Consider the following 17254-nt stretch of genomic DNA (forward strand, 5'->3'; position numbering starts at 1 on the left):
TTCGATGCAAAGATAAAAAGAAAAATCGGAAGTCGTCCTATTTTTCCTAAAGAGTGCTATTCTGTAGTATTAACAGGATGTCATATCTACGTCAAAAACGAAATCGGGATGCCCGTTTGAGACATCCCGATTTTGATTATTGTTTGTAAAAAACTCGTTCGTTAAGCATATTCAAGGCTGGATCTATAAATTAGCTTTGTTATATTTTGAGCTTTTTTTTGAGGTCAAAATGCAAGAGAGTAAAGGAGTGTAGCGAGCTACACGACTGAACGAACTTACATTTTGAACCAAAAAGAAGCCAAAAGATAACAAAACGTATTTCATAAAAATTTAATGACTATATGCGGTGGTAATTTATAGAACCAGCCTCAAATGTTTCTGAGCGATTTTATCAGCTTTATCCTCGTTCGCCACATTGACCTCCGAGAGCGTAAAACTCTTCTTGTCGGGCGAGAAAGTTTGTGTATAGTAGGCCGACGTACCGGTGGGTTCATCTACCAACTGAAGCTTCCCATCAACATAGGTGAAACGATATTTCTCATCTTTCGACTTAAATTCATTCTTGCTATCAGCCCAAACCACGACGGCATTGCTTGTTTTGTCGAAAGCGACCGTAGGCACTGTGATAACATTTGTAGCCTCTTCGGCCGTTGCCATATTAGTCCATTTACCTTCCAAAGTAACAGGATTTACCATCTCTTTTGTCATACTTTTCTCAGCTTTCATGACTTCGTTTTTATCACAAGAAACCATACCTACTGATACAATTAGAGCGAAAATCAGCGTGAAAATTTTGTTATTGTCCATTTTGTTATCCTTTCAATTAAATAATAACATTTGCGTTTATTGCGCTGCAATAATTAATATGCAAATTCCATACACACAACTTTTTTAAATGTTTTTTTAAAATTTGAATCGCGAAAGAGATTTTATTAACATCTCAACTAGCCCATTCAGATATTAATATATCCCCACTTCTCAGTCTTAACTCTTCACCCTTAATTTACTGCAAGCTTGGAGCAACGATGCTGAGAAGCTACTTCAGCACTGCTGAAAAGTTCATGCAGCAATACTGCCAAGCCTCCGCAATATACAAAGAATTCGTTATTATCAAGTCCATATCCCCAAAGAGAGACGGTGTACACACCACAGCTGTCCCAACAAAATAATGCAAAGCAAGCCCCATCAACATTAAATTTGCACATGTCTTTGATTTGCTGTAACTTTGTCGATACCGAGTTTGAAGCCTCGGCCATTCTAATCTGTATCGTAATATGAAAATAGTCTATGGTTTTGCCCAGTCGCCTTTTGGCGAAATAGTGGTTGCTCGAACGTTCGAAGGATTCTGCGATGTGCAGTTTCTAGGCACCAATCGCATGGCTGTCATTCACGAGTTGGCAGCGCGTTGGGGTACTTATACAGAGACGGTACAAAATGACACGATAGCCCAAACCGTTGAGCGCGTCATCTTCGAAGGCTATCAGCACGAGTTGCCCATACGGCTTTATGGAACCGATTTCCAACGTTCGGTGTGGCAAGAGGTACAGAAGATTCCGATTGGCACCACTATGTCATATCAAGAACTTGCTACCCGGCTGGGTAAACCGAGTGCCGTTCGTGCCGTGGCTACAGCCGTGGCACGCAATCCTTTGGCCATGATAGTGCCATGTCATCGCGTCGTACATAAAGACGGAACAACCGGACAATACCATTGGGGGGCAGAACTCAAGAAACAACTTATTGCATGGGAAAAGTCGAAGTTGACTCGATAAGCCGTCAGGCCGTCACTCCCGACGAACTCTTCTCGCTCGTAGGCGACATCCTGCGAGCCGATGGAACAGTACCCGTAAGCAAGATGATGCACGACGTATTGGTACTTGCGTGCCACGAAGCGCTCATGGGGACACACCAATCTTTCGGCAATCTCTTTGCACAGGTAGACTTCCTCTGTCGGCATCATCATGTATCGATAGCCGATACAGTGGCAATCCAACGTATGAGACACGACAGTAACCGCAATGAACAGCTCTCTGCCGAACAACTAGGCTACGACTTACGTGCATTGGCCGTATTTATATCAGCTATCTTCCATGTAGATATTCCCTCATCATTGGTTGGCAAATTGCCTACCCTCTCTGCCCGACCGGGACATGAGATACACCACATAGACTATCGATACTTGCGCTGTATCGTGCGTACCTATAACGAACAGCACTTCACAGCCGTGGTCGATGCCGATGTAGAAGAGCACACGGTGACGGTAGACTATGCTACCGAACCACACCTTATATATATATATGAATTGTTACACGAGGGGGTACAGCTCAATCTGTTGGACTTTAGCGTGGCCGACGGTGGCGAGAAAAATCACTTGAGACCCCTTCCGTCATCGGTCATCGTGGTGGAACCCGATTATCTGATAGACATTAGTAGCATTGCACGATGCTTCACCGACTATGGCCATCACCCTCTTTCATACGTCGTCAACAGCATGTCTCCGGCCGCAAACTCGCAAGCCATCCTCGTGGGAAACTTTGCCGGAGCCGCCCTCGACGACATTATCAACTGTGGGGGCAACTATTCGTGGAGCGAGACTTTTAAGAATAATTTCAAAGAGAAGGCACTGGAATACTGTACATGCGACGACCTGAATCGTCGGGAGAACTTTAAAGTGGCGGCGCAACGACAGGTAGAAAATATAAAAGAGGCAGTAGACCAACTCTTCGATCATGATTTCGACCGTGAAAAAGCGATTCTCGAACCCTCGTTTGTTTGCGAGCGGCTCGGTATCCAAGGACGTGTCGACTTGATGACAACCGACTTTGAACTGTTGGTGGAACAGAAATCAGGCAGCAATTTCAGCATACAGACCGGCCGCCCTAATGAATATGGCAGCTTCCAAAAAGAAGACCACTACGTACAGTTGCTACTCTATTACGGAGTATTGAGACAGAACTTCAACCTCGGAAGCAACAAGACCGACATACGACTGCTCTACTCCAAGTACCCTTTACCGGGCGGTTTAGTGGTAGTCAACTACTACCGAAAACTGTTTCAGGAGGCCATTCTACTTCGCAACCGACTGGTAGCTGCGAAATACGACATGGCTTTGAACGGTTTTGAAAAAATACTTCCACAGCTCAATCCTGCTACTTTGAACGAAGCAGGACTGGACAATCGCTTTTTCCAACAGTGGATATTACCACAAATCAAAGCCGTAACCGAACCGTTGACACGACTCTCCCGACTGGAACATGCATACTATTGCCGTATGATGACCTTTGTGTATCGGGAGCAATTGGTATCGAAGGTGGGAGCTCAAGAAGGTGTTGGCAATTCTACAGCCGACCTTTGGAACATGCCGTTGGCACAGAAGAAGGAGACCGGCAACATTTATACTGACTTGCAAATCATCAAACGCACGAAGAGTTCGGCTTACAATGGATACGACACAATAACCCTTGACGTACCCACACAGGGCGAAGACTTCTTGCCGAACTTCCGTCGTGGCGACATGATTTATCTCTATGCGTATCGCCATGGAGACGTACCCGATGTGCGTAAAGCTTTACTTTTCAAGGGCGCATTGGTGGAAATCACGACCGGCAGACTCGTCGTGCACCTCAACGATGGACAGCAAAATCCTCATATCTTATCGCCCGAAGCCGACGACGGCATGTGCTATGCTATTGAGCATGGAGGTAATCTAGGGGCTACCTCGTCTATCCGCAGCCTTCATAAATTTATTACCGCACCACAATCGCGCCGCGACCTGCTTTTGGGACAGCGTGCGCCACGCATCGACCGTTGCGTGACGCTCTCACAAAGCTATCATCCCGACTACGACAATATTGTGTTGCACGCTCGGCAGGCAATGGATTATTTCCTGTTGGTAGGGCCTCCCGGCACCGGGAAAACGAGCATGGCACTACAGTATTTGGTACGCGAATTCCTCGCACATCAAGAGGAGAACCCCTCCATACTGCTGATGAGTTACACCAATCGAGCCGTAGACGAAATCTGCGGAATGCTTTCAGAGCATAGACTTCCTTATATTAGAATAGGTAATGAGTATACTTGCGATGCAAGATTCCACGACCAGCTGCTCAGCAACCTGATAGAAGAGAGTCCTAGACTCGATGTCATCAAGCAGCGATTGCTCGGTATGCCCATCATTGTAGGGACTACCAGCACTATTCAGAACAAGTCGTATATCTTCGATTTGAAGCACTTCACACTCGCCATCGTGGACGAAGCAAGCCAAATATTGGAACCCGGACTGGTGGGATTGCTCACCTATCCCGACCGTTTTATACTCATTGGCGACCACAAACAGTTGCCGGCCGTGGTGCAACAAGACGCTTCAGAGTCGGAAGTGGATATTCCTGAATTGGTAGACATAGAACTAGACAACTGCCGCCATTCGCTTTTCGAGCGATTGGTGCGTTGGGAACGCCACGAACATCGTACCGACTTTGTAGGCGTATTGAATCGACAAGGGCGTATGCACCCTGATATTGCCGACTTCCCGGCACAGCAATTCTATGCCAACGAACAGTTGCAAGCCGTGCCACTCCCCCATCAGCGCGAGACGCGATTGCCCTATTTAGCGCCTGCCAAAGACAGTATGGACGAGCTATTAAAGTCTCATCGCATGGTATTTATTGCCTCCCAATACTGTCGGCAGCCTCATCTCTCGGATAAAGTGAACACACACGAGGCCGCCATTGTAGCCGATGTAGTAGAGCGCATCTATCGTTTTTATGGCGAACGGTTTGATGTTTCGAAGACCATCGGGGTCATTGTGCCTTACCGTAATCAGATTGCCATGATACGAAAATGTATCGAGAAACTGGGTATCCCGGCTTTGGAACAAATCAGTATTGACACTGTAGAACGCTATCAGGGTAGCCAGCGCGATGTCATCGTGTACTCGTTTACCATCCAACATAGCTATCAACTTGATTTCTTAGCTGCTACTTGCTTCTTGGAAGACGGACAAATCATCGACCGCAAACTCAATGTGGCGTTGACACGCGCCCGTCAACAACTGATATTGACGGGCAATCGAGACATATTACAAGGCAATCGCCTTTTCTCACAGTTAATGAAATATGTGAAAGAGAAAGGCGGAATGCTAAGATAAGAATATTCTATCATCTCGTTTATTAGGTACTCTGATATTGTAAGCATTTCCATTTGTGTATAAATTGCTATACAAAATTCATGCTTAAGAAGCCTTTGCCACCCTATATAAGTTATATGTGGGTGTACTCATATCTCCTATGGTGAGAGTTTAGGCTTCAGTATTGATACTTGCGAAGATGCCGTGCATGATGTGGGAAACCTACCTTTTGTTACAGTTGTAACAATGGATGACGGACTTATAAACGAAGAGAAAGGACGCATATATAGTAGCCATAAATCCCAGTGGAATCAAAGTAGATAAACCGATTGACTTTAACGGTAGGCAGCTACAATTGGTATACTCAGTAGGTAGAGCCACCTATAATCAGAAACAGCATACTGTGAAACTTGGAGCCGTTAGTGCAAGTATCTTCCATGTGATGCCTTGACGCAAGCTTGTAACAAACAAATTATAGATAACAAGAATGAAATAGCGAAATAAAGGTTATATATAGATGTAAAAATTCTATCCTAAAAACTTACAAAATATTCATACATATCTTAATATTTGCAAGTAGTAAATAACCCATCAAATATATCACTTTAGAGATAAGAAGCTCAAAACCATTTAAAACATCAGACATCTATGAGAAAAGTATTATTAGTTATAGTATTCATGCTATGCTCAATAGCAGGGTTTGCACAATACAATATAGGTACATTTTGGTTTAAACCCAAAGTGGGTTTGAGCATAGCCAATGTAACAAACTCTGATGCTACCGGCCCTAGATATGGAATAGTAGCCGGTGGAGAGTTTGAGTATCAAGATACAGAAAGTATCAGTTTCAGTATTGGTGCTTTGTATTCGATGCAAGGAGCAGTCAGCATAATTAACCAAGGGTGAAATAGTGTTAACAGCACTTTGAAACTCGACTATATCAATATACCCATTTTAATGAATGTAACTTTTGTCCGTCACTTTTCTGTTAAAGCTGGTATACAACCGGGGGTGAGACTGAATAATGCAGTAGAAACAAGATTTGCAGGCGACACATACCCATATTCTGTTTATGGTGTCAGACTCTTTGATATTTCATTGCCTGTAGGTATAGCCTATGAGAACCGTAACATAATGCTTGATTTGATGATTAACGAAGGGTTAATCACAGCCCATCCCAACACAAGTGCCAAAAATATAGCAGTCCAACTAAGCGTGGGGTATCGTCTGAAACTATAATTTGAGCGTAGGTACACAGCCTCTCACAAATGTTAATAAAATAATATAAAGTTTTATTTGAGTAAAAATCGTTAGGTCATTTGTAACTTTCATGCTTGTCACCCCCTCTTTGCTTTAGAGAGTTTAAAGAGATAATATATCTATAAATAACAAAAATTAGAAACAAGTATGAAAAAAATCATTTTATCAGCAGCATTGATGTTGACTACAGTAGCAGCATTCGCACAACACGCAGTAGGTTCGTTGACAATCCAACCTAAGATTGGTATAAACATCGCTAACTTGACTAAGTCAGACGCCGATGCACGTATTGGCTTGGCAGCAGGTGCAGAACTCGAATATCAAGCTTCTGATATCGTCAGCGTAAGTGCCGGTGCGTTGTATTCAATGCAAGGAGCCAAGGTTCATAACTTGACGACTAAACTCGACTATATCAATGTTCCTATCTTGGCAAATGTATATGTTGCTAAAGGCTTAGCTGTAAAATTGGGTATCCAACCGGGCTTCAACGTGAACAGCCAATACAAGCTTAAAGTTGGAGATGAAAGTTCTACTAAAGACATTGACGTGAAAACAGTAGACTTCTCTATCCCTGTTGGTCTGTCATACGAATACAACAACTTCGTGGTTGATGCTCGTTACAACTGGGGATTGACCAAGATTTCAGACTTTTCTGACACCAAGAACAGCGTATTCCAAATTACATTGGGCTATAAATTCGGTTTGTAAAAATATCAATTATACTGATATAAGAGAGCTTCCGCATTAGTGGAAGCTCTTTTTATTTATATAATGGGCACTAACTATGGGCAGTCCATTATTGTTAAAAGATATAAATAAAGTAACGATATTTGTATAAAAATTTGTTACACAAGCTACTTTACACTATATTTGCGAATGTAACAACAATTAATTCTAAATTATAAACCTTATGAAAAAGACTCTATTAGTAGCTGCCATGATGCTATCTTCTGTAGCAATGTTTGCACAACATGCTGTCGGTTCAATCACTGTTCAACCAAAAGTAGGCTTGAATCTTGCCAATTTTACAAAATCTGAAGGTGATATCAGGGTAGGTTTGGCAGCTGGTGCTGAGTTTGAATACCAAGTAACCGATATGGTTAGTATCAGTGCCGGAGCTCTTTATTCTATGCAAGGAGCAAAAGGAACAGAGGTAGTTAATGGAATTAATATCGCAGCCACAGCTAAATTAAATTATATCAATATCCCTATCATGGCCAATGTATATGTTGCTAAGGGATTCGCTGTAAAACTTGGAATCCAGCCGGCATTCAAAATAAGTAGTTCTTTAGAGGGTAAAGCTAACGGAATCAAAGCTTCTAAAGATATAGATGAAATTAAGTCGTTTGACTTTTCTGTTCCTGTAGGTGCCTCATACGAGTTCAACAACTTTGTAGTTGATGCTCGTTACAATTGGGGATTGACAGAAATTATCAAGGAAAGTTCAGCCAAGAACAGCGTATTCCAGATTACATTGGGTTATAAATTTGACCTCTAAAAACAGCAATTTTAATAATATAAAAGAGCTTTCGCTAATGCGAAAGCTCTTTTTGTTGGTATTATCAACTATATTTCTCATATTTTGTAGCTATCTTTGTAATTGATAAACCGTATATACTAAGGTCGCATGAAAATATATATTGTCGTTCCTTGCTACAATGAAGAGGCGGTATTGCCTTGGAGTATCAACCATTTGCAGACGCTCACCGAACGCCTCAAACAAGAAGAGGAAGTGGAAGCCCGACTCTTATTCGTCGATGATGGTAGTCGAGATGGTACATGGAAGCTCATCACAGACTATGCTCGGCAATATCAAAACGTATCGGGACTGAAGCTATCGCACAACGAAGGGCATCAAAATGCACTATGGGCAGGACTGGAACAGACCGTTGGAAAATGCGATGCAGCCGTTTCGATAGACGCAGACTTACAAGACGACGAGACAGCCATTATTGAAATGGCTCGCCAAGTAAAGACGGGGAAAGACATTGTGTACGGTGTTCGCAAGCGCAGAGACACAGATACGGCTTTCAAACGCGTCTCAGCACAGTTGTTTTATCGTTTGATGAAGCAGGTAGACAAGGAGACTGTGTTTAATCATGCCGACTTCCGCATGATGACATCACGTGCTATTGAGGCGCTCATGCAGTATTCCGAGCGCAACTTATTCCTTCGCGGTGTGGTGAGACAATTAGGCTTTAACGAGGGATTTGTGTATTATGACCGCACCGCCCGCGTAGCCGGAGAGTCGAAATATCCATTCCGTAAGATGCTGGCTTTCTCTATAGACGGCATCACTTCTTTCTCTGTTGCACCCTTAAAGTGGATTACTGTCATCGGATTAGCGATGATGCTAGTATCTGTGGTGGCAATTATATATGCTATTATCGAGCATATAGCCGGCAAAACGGTAGCCGGTTGGACCTCACTTTTGGCTTCATTATGGTTTATTGGCGGCATCGTGACTACCGGTATCGGCGTTACGGGCATCTATGTCGGTAAGATTTATACCGAAGTAAAGCGCCGCCCACGTTATTTTGTAGACGAGCGCATAAACCTATAGAAGTATATCGTATCTCTCACCTCAGCTATTCGACGTGCCGAATGCCAATCACTGACAAAGCGATAATCTTGATGTTTGCTCACAAAAGCATCTTTCTCAGAGGCTTTCAACATAACAATACCTCTCATCGGGCGGTCTAGTTCAAATTGTCGAATGCGGTCACCGGCATAGAAATCAGTTCCAAAGAAGTGGTGCATCGGGGTCTCAAGATATTGGTAAACAGGCTCTTTAGGATAACGATGATTGATAAATTCGGCCAAAGGACGCTCGCTTTTCACATTGAGTACAGTAGGAAGAATGACTCCATCAAGCAACATGAAAATCACAAAAACAATACTAAACATGTGTGCCACCATCAAATGGCGGGTGCTATAAGGTTGAGAATGGCGCACCGCCGTGTAGAAAGCGGGAATCCCTATAAGCACAGGAAGTGCGAGCAAGAGAATGTTTCCAAAATGCAGAGGGGCATTCTCCAGTGCACGAAGCATCAATATATTCTCATCGGCATGCTTCCCATGGAAAACAGTATCGGGTATAACGCCGGTTCTAATAGTGATGAAAGCAACCACAACAACAAACCCGATAACACTCAGTGTAGCCACAAAAGTATTCACAGTACGACGATGCTGTTGAACAAGACTGACGATATACTGAGCCAACAGTAGTGCCATGAACGGATAACAGGGTAGTAGATACACACTGCGCTTGCTTGATGGAATGCAATAGAAGAACAGGGTTAGTCCGAAAGCCAACCACGTGAACAATTGGAAAGAGTCACACGTACGAAGCTGGCGTAACCCGTTGACGATTCCTTGCGGACGTTTCCACTTAATAGAGAAAAGCGAAAAGACAGCCAATAATGTCCAAGGGGTCCACCCCACAAGCAGTGTCATGAAATTGTAAGTAAAGGGATGCTCATGCGAAGAATAACTCATCGTACCGGTGAATCGACCGAAGTTCTCTTCCATCACCAAACTGATGAAGTTATCACCGGCCTGATGATAAGCGGCAATATACCACAATGAGGGAATGATGCAGGCTGCAATAGCCAGCAAAGTGAGCTTTCCAAACACCTTCCACCAACATACTCCACGAATCAACATGAACACGCCAATAACAAAACAAGGCAGGATGATGCCTACAGGTCCTTTGGTCAAGGCTGCCCCACTCATGCTCAGAACGGCCCAAATGGGGAATCCACGCATACCACGTTCCCACCAACGGTAAAGCAACCAATAACTGCCGACCATGCAAAGCGTCAATACCATGTCGACACGACATGCCATTCCAGCCCTATGAACCTCGAAAGCCGAGAGTGTCAACATCGCTGTCATAAAGGCAATACTTGCATCTTTGCGGCGCGAATTGAACAGATAGCCACCTACAGTCATAGCGATGAGCGACAAAGCAGAAGGCAAACGGGCTGTAAACTCGCTGACATAGCCTTGCGGAAGCGAAAGGAGGGCGATAATCCAATGGAAAAATGGTGGCTTATAAGGGATATCACCACCATTGTTGATAGGCAATATCCAGTTGCCATCTTTCAACATGCTCAACGCCACCACGGCCTCGCGCGGTTCACCTTTAGAATAAAATTCGGTGAGACCAAGGAAAGGCAACGTAGTGACGAAGGCTACAAATAAGAGTGTCCACAACAATACGCTTCTATTCTCTGACATATCTTCAATGCTTATTTTGACTGCAAAAATAGCCATTTATGTCCACATTGCTGCATATAAACCTATAATTCGCAGCAAAACAGCGTCTTATTATTGAACCGCAGAAATCATCTCTATATCGTATATAGCATTGAGAGTGACGGTGAGCCTGACCGTCTGATACCCTTTTTCCTCAAAGACGAGCACGTCTCCCACGCGACTTTGCAAACGATAGACACCTTTCTTATCGGTCAACACCGTTGTCTTACCACCATTGGTCGACACCTTTACCTGTCTCATCGGGGTTGCTTGCACATCTCTTACCACTCCTACGATGCTAATAGATTTGCCTAAATCGGCCTTCTTGATTCCTTTCTGACTGTTACTAACCGTTGCCGTAGTAAGATTGTTTTGCCCTACCGTGACGGTATCTGTAAGCAAAATATTGTCTGACGAACTGCCTATCATCACCGAGAAATCGCCCGGCTCTACCACTTTCTTGTATTCATTGTTGTATAAAGCCAACTCGCCTACAGGCACTTTGAATGTCAGTTGCTTCGTCTCTTTGGGCGCAATAGCCACCTTTTCAAAAGCATAGAGTTGCTTAACAGGCGTAGTTACTGAGCCAACTAGATCACGAATGTAGAGTTGCGGGACTTCCATACCGATGCGTGTGCCTTGATTGGTCACGTCGAAGGTGACGGTTAGCGTGTCTTTCTCTGCCAATTTACGACGCTGTACCTTCAGATTGGAATAGGCAAAGCGAGTATAGGAACGCCCAAAACCAAAGCTATATTCGGCATAAGGGTCGGAGAAAACATAGTCACGTCCCGGTGTTTCGAGCGTACCTTTTCTATTATAGAAGCCCTTATCGGTAGGAAGATAGTTGTAATAGCAAGGCAGATGACCTACACTCTTGGGGAAAGAGATGGGCAAGCGTCCCGAAGGGTTCACCTTACCAAATAATACTTCGGCCAATGCAGTGCCACTTTGTTCGCCACCATACCACTGTACCAACAGCGCATTGCAACGCTTGTTGAAACTACCCGTAACGAGCGGACGACCTGTAACCAGCACAACGATGAACGGCTTACCCTGTTTAGCGATTTCATCTACGAGTTCCTGCTGTACACCGGGAAGCGTAAGATTGCTTAAATCGAAGCCCTCACCGCTTGTAGCAGGGTCGGAAGCGCGTGCCAAGAGTGCGCTCTGCGTACCCACACATACGATGGTTAAGTCGCTTTTCTGCACAGCCTTGACAGCTTCATCAAAGCCTTTTTTATCTTGAGACCATAGGTCGCATCCCTTGGCATAGTTCACTTGTACTTGCTTTCCCACCAATTTTCGGATGCCCTCAAACGGTGTTACACCATCTTTCTTTTGGTCGCTCCATGAGTAATCGCCAAATTGTACGTGGTCGGCATTAGGTCCTACCACCGCGATACTCGACAGTTTATCCGCCGACAATGGCAGACAATCATTTTTATTCTCCAACAATACGATGCTCTCACGAGCTGTATTGAGTGCCACCTCTATCGCTTCGGGCGTGTGTACATTCCTCTTTAGCCCCATCGTATCGGGCAACTCATCCTCGAAAAGTCCCGATGCAAACTTCGTATAGAGTATATGTCGCACAGCATCATCAATGTCTTTTTCGCTTATCTTACCTTGTCTGATAAGTTCCAATGCATACTGGTAGCAATCGCTACTAGCCTCTAAATCCAGTCCAGCAGTAATCGCTTTCTGTGCAGCCTCGGCATTGTTGCCCGCCACATGGTGGAAACATTCAAGCATAGAGACCGAACCCCAATCGGAATATACATATCCTTTAAAGTGCAGACTGTCGCGTAAGAGCGATTTAAGGAAATAAGGTGACGAGGTTATAGGTTCTCCATCGTACGAACTATAGCAGTTCATCACGCTGAGCGGATGGCATTCGCGGATGACATATTCAAACGGTTTGGCGTATAATCCCAGCAATTCTCGACGCCCACCGCGTACAGAAGCGAGATTCAGACCACCTTCCGGAGTGCCGTGAGCAACGAAATGTTTGAGCGTAGGAATCTGTTTATTGTCTTGAAGCCCATTGATGTAGGCAGCTCCCATCTTTGAAATGAGCAACGGATCTTCGCCATACGTCTCTTCCACGCGCCCCCACCTCGGTTCGCGGGCAATATCTAAGTCGGGTGCCAACGCTTGTTTGGCGCCAATGGCTTGCATCTCTTTGCCTACAAAATGACCGACTTTTCGTATCAGCTGCGGATTGAAAGTCGCACCAAGAGCTATGGATTGCGGAAAAATAGTACATCCATCTTGTACCACTCCGTGCAATCCTTCCATCACAGGAATAACAGGTATGCCGAGTCGAGTGTGATAACGCATGTGCTTCTGAATCTGGTACATGGCATTGAGATACTGCTCCGATGAATAAGGAAAAGCCTCCACGCATCCAAAACTCAGACCATCGGTCGATTTGATCAATTTATCTATGTCGACGCGTCCGTCCGAATTGTAGTGTTTAAAATGTATATGCCGCATTTGCGCCACTTTCTCTTCCAGCGTCATCCTACCCAAAAGGTCTTCCACCCGCTGCTCTACAGGTGCCTGTGGATTCTTGTATAGTGGGATGGATGAATCGACTTTTTTGCTTTGTCCCTGTACATTAAGAGTCGTAGAAAACAACAACAGTATACCCATGACACCGTTCATCATGGTCGAAAGAGTTTTTTTACAAAGTTTGGAATGCTGCTTTTGCTTAGTATTGTCCATGGTTTTTATTATGTATATAAGGATTGACTGCAAACTTACGAAAATAAAATAAAATGACAAAATAAATTTATCGAAAAATGTATATACGCAAAGAGCGGATGTATCAAAATTGATACATCCGCTCTTGTATGATGGTCTAATTGCCTATGATGGGCTATGAACGATAATTATTTCTTGAATTCGGCGTAAATCTTAGCTGCTATTTCCTTGAATTCCTCTTCGTTCAACTGCAACTTCTCTTTGTGGAAATCCACATCGGCCTCGCTGTTAATTGGCATCAGATGGATATGTGCATGGGGCACTTCCAATCCCAATACCACCTGAGCAACCTTCTTACAAGGGAAAACTGTCTTGATAGCGGCAGCCACTTTCTTGGCAAATAGCTGGAAAGCAGCCAACTCTTCATCGTCCATATCGAAGATATAATCTACCTCACGACGCGGAATCACCAGTGTATGCCCTTTCACCAAGGGATTAATATCAAGGAAAGCGTAGAAGTTCTCGTCTTCCGCACACTTGTAGCTAGGAATCTCTCCGGCTGCAATCTTTGAAAAAATATCCATCGCGTGTCTGTTTATAAGTTGATAAAACTTTCGATTTAGTCTAGCGAAATATTGTCGATACGCAGTTTGATAGTGCCTCGTGGAATCTTAATTTCCACCTCATCGCCCACCTTCTTGTTCAGCAATCCCTGCGCAATCGGAGTCTTAATCGAAATCTTACCGGCTTTCAAGTCGGCTTCGCTTTCGCTCACGATGGTGTAAGTCATCTTGGTTTTAGTGGCTAGATTGGTCATCTCCACCTTCGACATAATCTGTACAGCGTCAGTACTGAGGCGAGATACGTCTACGATCTTGGCCTCAGCCAAAGCCAGCTTGATTTTATTAATCTTATCTTCAAGATGAGCTTGTGCCTCTTTAGCGGCGTCGTACTCCGAATTTTCACTTAAATCGCCCTTGTCACGAGCCTCTGCAATAGCGGCCGATGCCTTAGGACGTTCTACAGCTTCTAGCTGTTTGAGCTGTGCTACGAGATTATCGTAGCCTTCTTGTGACATGTATGCCATATAAAATAAATTTTAAAAATTGTCTTAAAGTTTTTCCGAGATACAACAAAAACGACGAATTCCGACAGCCTTTGTGTTGTCGGAATCCTACTTTCCATTGTCTACTTCATGTCTATTCTGTTGGCAAAGATAGACATTATTTTGTTAACAACCAATTATTTCTCCCAAATTTACACTTTTAAAACTTTTGTCCATATTTGTTACCAAAGTCAAAGTGACACTCCCATAATCCTCCTCGGTCTAATCAGACTTCTCACTTCTCGTTCCAAACTCGCCTACTTACCAACTCAAAAGTTCTCCCTCTTCTTGAAAGAAGACTGAGGAGAAGTTAGTGCATGGGCGCAACAACAACGCTGCAATGCCTAGACAGCCTTGCTGACAAGCCCGAACAGCAACGTTGCCCCACCTCTGCAGTCCGCTGATAGTAAGAAGTAAAAAGTGAGAAATAAAAAGTTTAAAGAAGATAAAGATAGGCTCTACAAAACTAATACCTTGCCTTTTATTTTCCAGAAAATGTGATTTTTAACCCCAAAACAGTCTGATTTTTGTGATTTTTACCTATATTTGTATGCATAAAATGTGATTTTACGGTTAAAAACAGTTCCTTTTTTGTGATTAATAACATCTAGAATGCTTAACAGAAAGATTGATACATACTTGGCAGAGTGGCGCAAACGGGAGCATCGTCTTCCTATTATCGTGAAAGGAGCACGCCAAATAGGCAAATCAACCTCTATTCGTTCATTTGCCACGGCAAACTATCGCAGTGTGATAGAAGTTAACTTCGTCTTGCAACCTCATTTCAAATCTATCTTTGAAAACGGTTACGAGGTAGACGAAATATTAAAACAACTCTCTCTACGCAATCCACAATTCCAATTCATAGTTGGTGAAACGCTTATTTTCTTCAACGAGATTCAGGCCTGTCCAAGCTGTGCGACTTGCTTAAAATCCTTTGCCATAGATGGGCGCTACGATGTTATCTGCTCCGGTTCACTTATGGGCATCAGCTACAAAGAGATTGAATCAGTGAGCGTAGGTTACAAAGAAGACTACGATATGTACTCCATGGACTTCGAAGAATTCCTGTGGGCTCGCGGCTATAATGCACAGATTATCGACGACATGTATACACACATGTCGACCTTAACGCCATTTAGTGAGGGGGAAATGCATATCTTCATGTCTCTATTCCACGAATATATGATTCTTGGAGGTATGCCGGCCGTCGTCAACAAATTTATAGAAAAAGGAAATTTTAGCGGGTCACTAAATCTACAACGACAGCTCCTAAGAGACTACGAAGAAGATATAACCAAGTACGCAGAGGGTTTGGACAAAGGAAAAATAAAGCAAGTATACAGCCATATACCCGTTTTCCTAGCTAAAGACTATAAAAAATTCCAAATATCAAAGATTGCCAAAGGGGCACGTAACAGGGAATATGTAGGTACCATTGACTGGCTTGCAGATGCAGGAATCATCAATATATGTTATCTGCTTGAAAATACCGAACTGCCACTAAAAGGAAATTATTCGCCTAATTGTTATAAACTATACTTCCATGACACCGGTCTACTCGTTGCATCATTGGATGATGAGGCACAAGACGACTTGCGCCTAAACCAAAATTTCGGAACTTACAAGGGAGCACTCTACGAGAATATCGTTGGTGAAATGCTTGTCAAACAAGGGTACCAACTCTATTTTTATCGCAATGATAAAAGCTCTATTGAAATGGATTTCTTTGTTCGGGACACAAAATCGCTCATCCCTGTCGAAGTAAAAGCTAATGATAATTCCACACCATCACTCAATAAGCTCATAGAGGGTGCACACTATCCGGATATTCACTACGGAATCAAACTAGGAAACAAGAACATTGGATTTAACGGAAAGTTCTATACATTTCCTTATTTCCTCACTTTCTTGCTGAAAAAGTATCTCCGAGACCAACATTCATACGAAAATAAATAATACATATTAACCAACACGATAATAAAACAAAGGCTTCGTTTGTCGTTTTCCTCTTTATTTCGTATTTTTGCAACGATATGCTTATCTTTAAATATCTCAATACATTAGGTAAATACCTACTGCTTATGGGGCGCACATTCAGCCGTCCCGAACGCATGCGCATGTTCTTCAAACAATACGTGAAGGAGATGTCGCAATTGGGTATCGACTCCATTGGCATCGTTTTGCTCATCTCTTTCTTCATCGGAGCAGTGATTTGCATTCAGATGAAAGTGAATATCCAAAGTCCATGGATGCCTCGATGGGTAACGGGATATACTACTCGCGAGATTATGTTGCTGGAGTTTTCCAGTTCTATCATGTGTCTGATATTGGCCGGAAAGGTGGGGTCGAACATCGCTTCCGAATTGGGAACAATGCGAGTGACGCAACAAATCGATGCACTTGACATCATGGGCGTAAACTCGGCAAGCTATCTCATCCTGCCAAAGATATTAGGGCTGATGACCATCATGCCGTTTCTTGTCATTTTCAGTTCGTTCATGGGTATCATAGGTGCATACGCCACGGCTTATATAGGGCACATGTTGTCGCCCGATGACTTGACATTGGGCCTGCAACATGCATTTAAATCATGGTTCGTATGGATGAGTATTATCAAGAGTACATTCTTCGCCTTCGTCATAGCTAGCGTGTCTTCGTACTTCGGATACACCGTCGAAGGCGGTTCTGTTGAAGTAGGAAAATCGAGTACCGATGCTGTTGTGAGCAGCAGTGTGCTGATATTGTTCTCGGATGTGTTCCTCACTCAACTCTTATCTTAATTTCCGCATACA

Annotated in this window: 15 protein-coding genes; 9 read left to right on the forward strand and 6 right to left on the reverse strand. The window is 43.5% G+C overall.

Going from position 1 to position 17254, the window contains the following annotated elements; translation table 11 throughout:
- Nucleotides 1-354 precede the first annotated feature (354 nt).
- Both AC1EK4_RS08130 and AC1EK4_RS08135 read right to left on the reverse strand, forming a co-directional pair.
- Entirely contained in the window at nt 355-807 is a 453-nt protein-coding gene (locus AC1EK4_RS08130; protein ID WP_480357765.1) for a hypothetical protein, read from the reverse strand.
- A 191-nt stretch (nt 808-998) separates the two neighbouring features.
- Nucleotides 999-1256, reverse strand: coding sequence for a hypothetical protein (locus AC1EK4_RS08135; protein WP_036899467.1), 258 nt, complete (start codon nt 1254-1256; stop codon nt 999-1001).
- Between the two features lie 18 nt (nt 1257-1274).
- Here AC1EK4_RS08135 and AC1EK4_RS08140 point away from each other — a divergent pair, with 18 nt between their 5' ends.
- From AC1EK4_RS08140 to AC1EK4_RS08170, 7 genes are all read left to right on the forward strand, one after another.
- Nucleotides 1275-1772 (forward strand): methylated-DNA--[protein]-cysteine S-methyltransferase, encoded by a 498-nt coding sequence (locus AC1EK4_RS08140; protein ID WP_480357766.1) that lies wholly within the window; start codon nt 1275-1277, stop codon nt 1770-1772.
- Nucleotides 1745-5146 (forward strand): DEAD/DEAH box helicase, encoded by a 3402-nt coding sequence (locus AC1EK4_RS08145; RefSeq protein WP_480357767.1) that lies wholly within the window; start codon nt 1745-1747, stop codon nt 5144-5146. The genes AC1EK4_RS08140 and AC1EK4_RS08145 overlap by 28 nt, the downstream gene beginning before the upstream one ends.
- A 627-nt stretch (nt 5147-5773) precedes the next feature.
- Entirely contained in the window at nt 5774-6031 is a 258-nt protein-coding gene (locus AC1EK4_RS08150) for a hypothetical protein (RefSeq protein WP_480357768.1), read from the forward strand.
- 51 nt (nt 6032-6082) lie between these two features.
- Nucleotides 6083-6364: a hypothetical protein gene (locus AC1EK4_RS08155; RefSeq protein ID WP_480357770.1), complete on the forward strand. Its 282-nt coding sequence runs from the start codon at nt 6083-6085 to the stop codon at nt 6362-6364.
- 168 nt (nt 6365-6532) lie between these two features.
- Nucleotides 6533-7093 carry a porin family protein gene (locus AC1EK4_RS08160; RefSeq protein ID WP_480357771.1) on the forward strand — a complete coding sequence of 187 codons (561 nt, stop codon included), beginning with the start codon at nt 6533-6535 and terminating at the stop codon, nt 7091-7093.
- A 202-nt stretch (nt 7094-7295) separates the two neighbouring features.
- A complete protein-coding gene (locus tag AC1EK4_RS08165; RefSeq protein WP_480357774.1) occupies nt 7296-7883 on the forward strand; it encodes a porin family protein in 588 nt (195 codons plus the stop codon).
- Nucleotides 7884-8012: 129 nt separating this feature from the next.
- A complete protein-coding gene (locus AC1EK4_RS08170) occupies nt 8013-8948 on the forward strand; it encodes a glycosyltransferase family 2 protein (RefSeq protein WP_480357775.1) in 936 nt (311 codons plus the stop codon).
- Here the strand turns inward: AC1EK4_RS08170 and AC1EK4_RS08175 are convergent.
- The 4 genes from AC1EK4_RS08175 to greA form a co-directional block, all read right to left on the reverse strand.
- Nucleotides 8918-10627 carry an ArnT family glycosyltransferase gene (locus AC1EK4_RS08175; RefSeq protein WP_062435457.1) on the reverse strand — a complete coding sequence of 570 codons (1710 nt, stop codon included), beginning with the start codon at nt 10625-10627 and terminating at the stop codon, nt 8918-8920. The genes AC1EK4_RS08170 and AC1EK4_RS08175 overlap by 31 nt on opposite strands.
- Nucleotides 10628-10717: 90 nt before the next feature.
- The gene (locus AC1EK4_RS08180) at nt 10718-13375 is read right to left on the reverse strand and encodes a glycoside hydrolase family 3 N-terminal domain-containing protein (protein WP_480357778.1); all 2658 of its coding nucleotides are present in this window, start codon (nt 13373-13375) and stop codon (nt 10718-10720) included.
- A 167-nt stretch (nt 13376-13542) separates the two neighbouring features.
- Entirely contained in the window at nt 13543-13938 is a 396-nt protein-coding gene (locus tag AC1EK4_RS08185) for an HIT family protein (RefSeq protein ID WP_036899482.1), read from the reverse strand.
- Between the two features lie 35 nt (nt 13939-13973).
- Nucleotides 13974-14441 (reverse strand): transcription elongation factor GreA, encoded by a 468-nt coding sequence (gene greA, locus AC1EK4_RS08190; protein ID WP_036899485.1) that lies wholly within the window; start codon nt 14439-14441, stop codon nt 13974-13976.
- 630 nt (nt 14442-15071) lie between these two features.
- Between greA and AC1EK4_RS08195 the strand changes: the two genes are divergently transcribed.
- A complete protein-coding gene (locus AC1EK4_RS08195) occupies nt 15072-16418 on the forward strand; it encodes an ATP-binding protein (protein WP_062435430.1) in 1347 nt (448 codons plus the stop codon).
- Nucleotides 16419-16495: 77 nt separating this feature from the next.
- Nucleotides 16496-17242 carry an MlaE family ABC transporter permease gene (locus tag AC1EK4_RS08200; RefSeq protein ID WP_480357781.1) on the forward strand — a complete coding sequence of 249 codons (747 nt, stop codon included), beginning with the start codon at nt 16496-16498 and terminating at the stop codon, nt 17240-17242.
- Nucleotides 17243-17254 lie beyond the last annotated feature (12 nt).

It is taken from the genome of Prevotella sp. C0026C3 (assembly GCF_056590795.1).